5 protein-coding genes and 1 pseudogene are annotated in these 4,526 nt (G+C 36.7%); 2 read left to right on the top strand and 4 right to left on the bottom strand.

Going from position 1 to position 4,526, the window contains the following annotated elements:
- Window positions 1–111 precede the first annotated feature (111 nt).
- Window positions 112–171 (top strand): annotated as a pseudogene (locus ACFX4X_RS25205) (DUF4083 family protein); the annotation flags it as partial.
- A gap of 168 nt (window positions 172–339) precedes the next feature.
- On the opposite strand, the gene ACFX4X_RS25200 reads toward ACFX4X_RS25205, so the two are convergent.
- The gene (locus ACFX4X_RS25200) at window positions 340–1,194 is read right to left on the bottom strand and encodes a helix-turn-helix transcriptional regulator (protein ID WP_061464629.1); all 855 of its coding nucleotides are present in this window, start codon (window positions 1,192–1,194) and stop codon (window positions 340–342) included.
- Between the two features lie 120 nt (window positions 1,195–1,314).
- On the opposite strand from ACFX4X_RS25200, the gene fabF reads away from it, so the two are divergent.
- Entirely contained in the window at window positions 1,315–2,550 is a 1,236-nt protein-coding gene (fabF, locus tag ACFX4X_RS25195) for a beta-ketoacyl-ACP synthase II (protein ID WP_284469830.1), read from the top strand.
- Window positions 2,551–2,621: 71 nt separating this feature from the next.
- Here fabF and ACFX4X_RS25190 read toward each other — a convergent pair whose 3' ends face one another.
- From ACFX4X_RS25190 to ACFX4X_RS25180, 3 genes are read right to left on the bottom strand one after another with little or no spacing between them, the layout of a single operon-like run.
- Window positions 2,622–3,068, bottom strand: coding sequence for a MarR family winged helix-turn-helix transcriptional regulator (locus tag ACFX4X_RS25190; protein ID WP_377387582.1), 447 nt, complete (start codon window positions 3,066–3,068; stop codon window positions 2,622–2,624).
- 44 nt (window positions 3,069–3,112) lie between these two features.
- Window positions 3,113–3,874, bottom strand: coding sequence for a pirin family protein (locus tag ACFX4X_RS25185; RefSeq protein ID WP_377387579.1), 762 nt, complete (start codon window positions 3,872–3,874; stop codon window positions 3,113–3,115).
- 25 nt (window positions 3,875–3,899) lie between these two features.
- Complete coding sequence (locus tag ACFX4X_RS25180) at window positions 3,900–4,253, bottom strand: DoxX family protein (RefSeq protein WP_377387576.1); 354 nt, start codon at window positions 4,251–4,253, stop codon at window positions 3,900–3,902.
- Window positions 4,254–4,526 lie beyond the last annotated feature (273 nt).

The raw sequence follows: 4,526 nt of genomic DNA, 5'->3' as shown, positions 1-4,526 counted from the left end.
GTCTCGCACTTCCGCTCCAATCAACCTTAAATAGTTTCGTTTTAAAAACAACAATCTTTACGAAAAGAGCCTTTATTAATGACACTGTATTGAACTAACCATTTTAAGTTAAGTAAACACAGCATAGAACAAAAACTTGATAGAATAATTGAGCTACTTGAAAATGATTAAAGAGAATAATTTCTTTTATGATTTCCAATTCATTTGTTTCCACACTTTGTTTATGCGACACAAAAGACATGTTCCCCATAAAGACAGTTCCAATCTTAAGCTACCCCCGTTAGCTTAAGAAGAAAAAACACCTTAGTTGGCATTTTTCGGCACAGTAAATTTGCTGGTTTATGAGCTTTCAATGGAGATTTTCTTCATTAATCGTTTTAATTTATCTTCTGTAGCTGTTCCATCTACTGGTGTATAGATACTGCACCTTAAGTCCATGTCCCCCTGGACTTTAAGAGAAGTTAAATTAAACAACATCTTTCCGGCTTTAGCATGTCTAAATTCAATCATCATTTCTGGAGCTTTACTCACTTGACTTTCTTGCCATAAAGACTGAAATTCCGGGTGAGAATTACTCATTTCTTTAATAAATAGGTTATACCATTCATCACCTAAGTAGTGACCATAATAGGCACGGAAAATGGAAAGAAACCCCTTAACAAAATGCTCCCAATTCACAGCTAATGCTTTTAATTCTTTTCTTGTAAATACTAGATGGATCAAATTTCGTTGATCATCCGGGAGTTGTTCAAAATCTAAAAATACATGTGCTGCAGCATTGTTCCAGCCTACAATATGACAATGTCGATCTGTAATGATAGTAGGACAGTACATCAACTCAGCTAAAATTCTTTCCAAAGAAGGACTAAGTTTTGGCTGATCCTTCTTTCGATCAATAATGGGTGATTTCACTTCTAAAGCTAAATCATATAGATACTCTCGTTCATCATTATTTAATTGAAGAGCTGTAGATATGCAATCCAATACGCTTGTAGAGACCTTTATATCCCGACCTTGCTCCAGCCACGTATACCAAGTAGTACTAACTCCAGCCAAATGTGCAACTTCTTCTCTTCGTAAGCCAGGTGTTCTTCTCCGTGTACCAGCAGGTATACCGATAGATTCAGGCTTTATTTGGGATCGCTTCGTTTTTAAAAATGAAGACAAAGCTTCAAGTCTGTTTTTATCATCCATTTCTAAAACCTCCATCATAACATTTAACTTAGTAGTTATTATACCAGGATAAACACTCACTTGTAATAGGATAATCCCGAAGTATAATACAACTATACTATTCATTTGGAGTGATGAAAAATGGAAAGAGTCGTTATTACCGGAATGGGAGTAGTCTCTCCTATTGGAAACAACGTAGATAAATTTTGGAGAAATCTGACTGAAGGGAAATCGGGCATTTCCTCTATTGATACATTCGACGTAAGCAATCATAAAGCAAAAATTGCAGGAATTATTCGTGATTTTAATGCAGATGATATTTTAGGAAAAAATGAAGCCCGACGTCTAGATCGCTTTTCTCAATTTGCTTTGGCTGCTGCTGAACAAGCCTGGACTGATTCTAATTTAGATATTGATGATATCAATCTTGAAAGACTTGGCGTATATGTTGGTTCGGGGATAGGAGGAATTGAAACATTGATTGATAATGTGGATACTCTTCGAGAAAAAGGTCCAAGACGAGTTAGTCCAACCCTGGTACCTGCCATGATTTCAAATGCTGCCGCAGCCCAAATTAGTATCAAGTGGAACGCAATGGGACCTACTATGTCACCTGTTTCTGCTTGTGCGATCGGAAATACAGCTATTGGTGAGGCATTCAGACTTATTCGCTTTGGAGAAGCAGATGCCGTTTTTGCAGGAGGAGCAGAGGCAGCTATAACAGATTTATCTTTAGCTAGTTTTGGTAATGCTACAGCATTATCAACGAGAAATGATAATCCAGCTAAGGCTAGCCGTCCTTTTGATGTAAATCGAGATGGGTTTGTCATGTCAGAAGGAGCAGGAATTTTAATCTTGGAATCTTTGTCTCACGCTTTACAAAGAGATGCAAAAATTTATGCGGAAGTCATTGGGTATGGTGCGAGTTCTGATGCCTATCATATGGTAGCTACACACCCAGAAGGTAAAGGAGCCTATCTTGCAATGAAAATGGCTTTGAAAAATGCAAAAGTTTCTCCTGAAGAGATTGATGTTATTAGCGCTCATGCAACAAGTACAGAAGTGGGAGATCGATCTGAAACACTGGCCATTAAAAAACTATTTGAATCAAAAGCTTATCAAATCCCAATAACAGCTAATAAATCTATGCTTGGTCACATGTTAGGAGCAGCAGGAGGCGTGGAAGCAATTGCCTTGGCAAAAAGTTTAAAGGAAGGAATTATTCCTCCAACCATCAACTTAGAAAAGCCTGATTCATTATGTGATTTAGATTATGTACCAGGTGTTGCTCGTAAAGTGGAAATAAGTATTGGTCTATCCAATTCATTCGGTTTTGGAGGTCATAATGCAGCTATCGTTTTAAAAAAATACGAGTGAATTAAATTTCGCTCGTATTTTTTTTATTAAAATTAAAGATCCTCAAGAGAACCTTTAGTTAGTAATGGGTCTTATAAACTTTGTGCCCCTATTCCTATTTTCTTTAATAAATAAATTAATTGTTCTTTCTCTTCGTTAGTAATGAATGAAACATTTTCTGAGATTGTTGCAACGTGTTTTGGGAAAATCTTGTCAAAAAGTGCTTTTCCTTCTTCCGTTATGACGACATTAGAAGCCCTTCTATCATTAGGGTTTGGTTGTCTTTCTACAAACCCTTTCTTTTCTAACTTATCTACGACATAGGTGATACTTCCACTTGGAATAGAGAACGTCTCACTGATCTTTTGGACCGGATGCGGACCTTTACTGTAAAGCAATTCAAGAATCATAAAATTTTCCCTACTAATATTATGACTTTCAATATCTTTCAGTACGTTTTCAGAAACAGCTTGGGAAGCTTTCAGCCAAACACGTAACAACCTCAAATCCAACTGACTTTGTTCATCTCCTTGATACATTCACCGAACCTCCTATTACAATAATTTTTAAAATTCAATTTAGGCTATCTTGGTTTTCTGTATAAAGGATAATCAACTTCAACTGGAATTTCTATTAGCAGCATCCGAAATTCTTCACCTTTAGGCTGAATGGTAAAGCTTTCAACTTTCTCTGATTGAATAATGATGAAATCCTTATTATCAAATGAAACCTCCAATTCATCAATAACACCGCCATTACCTCTAATAGCTAAACCAGCTAGTGCCCGATTAGGTGAAAGAGCATAATTATAGGTTGCACCATTTCCAAGTTCAACATCGTACATTTTGGCATCTGTCACGAGATTGATTGGTGAATGTTCACCTAATATCGTCTTAATCATTACACCGTTTTCCGAAGTGATTGGGAAATCTTCATGCACGTATTTTGAGTAAGCGGGTGTTCGCTTTATGGCTTTGCTTAAGTGCGGCTCGAACCAAATTTGAAACCCTTCTGACGGCTCAAGAAGAGATTCGGCATGTTGCACACCTGAGCCGGTTTGCATCACCTGAACACCACCAGCACCTACTTCACTAATCGTACCAAGCGTATCTTGGTGACGACCTCTCCCCTTAATGTTGTAGCTTAATATCTCAAAACCTTGATGAGGATGAAAACCAATACCACCTTCGCCCTCAGATTTTGCCCATGCCCAGTAAAATAATGGTCCTAGCCTATTTATTAGTGACCCTTCTCCAGAAAAGCCAATGGGTTTTTGTTCTATTATTTTACCGCCATCAAACTGCCCAAACGCCTGATCCTGTGGTTTAATAATTTTAATATCCATTCTCATTCCTCCTTTATGTTAATAATTAAAGCAATGAGCCAAAATTTATAAGTAATACAATTAATCCAAGAATTAATAAAACAATCGGCATCATCATTTTGCTTACAGAATCTTTAATTTTGATGTGTGTGAAAATTGCCCCAAGCATTGTCCCAACAATAAATAAACCACCCCACGCAGCTAACTTATCATTCCAAATACCTGAGATAACTAGTACTGCTCCAATAACTTCGACCAGACCTGTAAATATCCTAAAACCTCCTGGATACCCATAACTCCCAAATTCATCCACCATTTGCTTTGAACCGAACTTCATAAATCCAAACATTAGGAATCCTAATCCTAATATGCTTTGAAGAATAATTGATAAAACAGTCATTTATTTTCTCTCCCTTTAGCCTAATATTATTTATCCTAAACTTAGTACTTTTTTACCCTAACATTAGGATAAGTCTTGTGTCAACAAAAAAAACAACCCGATTTATGGTTATTGGGTTGTTTTTTATCTACTATTCAAATTGTTTCTTCTTCAACTATCCTGCCCCTTTAGCTCATAAGAAAAAGAGCTGCCAAAGTGAACTGCACCCCAATTGTTAGACACCATCTAACAATTGGAGGTGCAGTTTTTTTGACTAAATATACGATAGACGAA

Origin of the sequence: Peribacillus sp. YIM B13481, from assembly GCF_042787985.1 — a bacterium.
GTDB lineage: Bacteria > Bacillota > Bacilli > Bacillales > DSM-1321 > Peribacillus > Peribacillus simplex_A.
This window is presented reverse-complemented; position numbering and strand designations above follow the sequence as displayed.

Bases quoted from the DNA above. Each gene is read 5' to 3' on its own strand.
- ACFX4X_RS25180 (WP_377387576.1), bottom strand. From the start codon at position 4,253: ATGACTGTTTTATCAATTATTCTTCAAAGCATATTAGGATTAGGATTC.
- fabF (WP_284469830.1), top strand. From the start codon at position 1,315: ATGGAAAGAGTCGTTATTACCGGAATGGGAGTAGTCTCTCCTATTGGA.
- ACFX4X_RS25200 (WP_061464629.1), bottom strand. From the start codon at position 1,194: ATGGATGATAAAAACAGACTTGAAGCTTTGTCTTCATTTTTAAAAACG.
- ACFX4X_RS25185 (WP_377387579.1), bottom strand. From the start codon at position 3,874: ATGGATATTAAAATTATTAAACCACAGGATCAGGCGTTTGGGCAGTTT.
- ACFX4X_RS25190 (WP_377387582.1), bottom strand. From the start codon at position 3,068: ATGTATCAAGGAGATGAACAAAGTCAGTTGGATTTGAGGTTGTTACGT.